This window comes from Gemmiger formicilis (genome assembly GCF_016901605.1).
Classification (GTDB): Bacteria; Bacillota; Clostridia; order Oscillospirales; family Ruminococcaceae; genus Gemmiger; species Gemmiger formicilis_B.
Genome location: NZ_JACJKP010001087.1, coordinates 1 through 212, shown reverse-complemented (window position 1 = coordinate 212; position 212 = coordinate 1). Strand labels below are relative to the sequence as shown.

The 212-nt window shown below is 57.5% G+C and carries 1 protein-coding gene; it reads right to left on the bottom strand.

The genetic code is table 11. From position 1 onward, the window contains the following. The coding region (locus H6B10_RS18655; RefSeq protein ID WP_243427464.1) for a DegT/DnrJ/EryC1/StrS family aminotransferase at positions 1-212 on the bottom strand (212 nt) is incomplete at both ends.

Below are 212 nucleotides of genomic sequence, written 5' to 3'. Positions count from 1 at the left end.
TCCGCTTGACTCGTCCACCCGTCATAGTATCCAGGCCGGTATCCACCACCGTGACCTTCCAGGGCTCAGCCGAACTGTTGAGCACCTTCATGGAATTGGCGGCCAGGTCAAAGGGATTGCCCAGCGTGTGGGCGATCATGACGGCCTTGGTTTTGGGGGAAAGCGCTGCTTCCAGTTTGGTCACATCAATGTTGTACTGGGGTACCGTCACG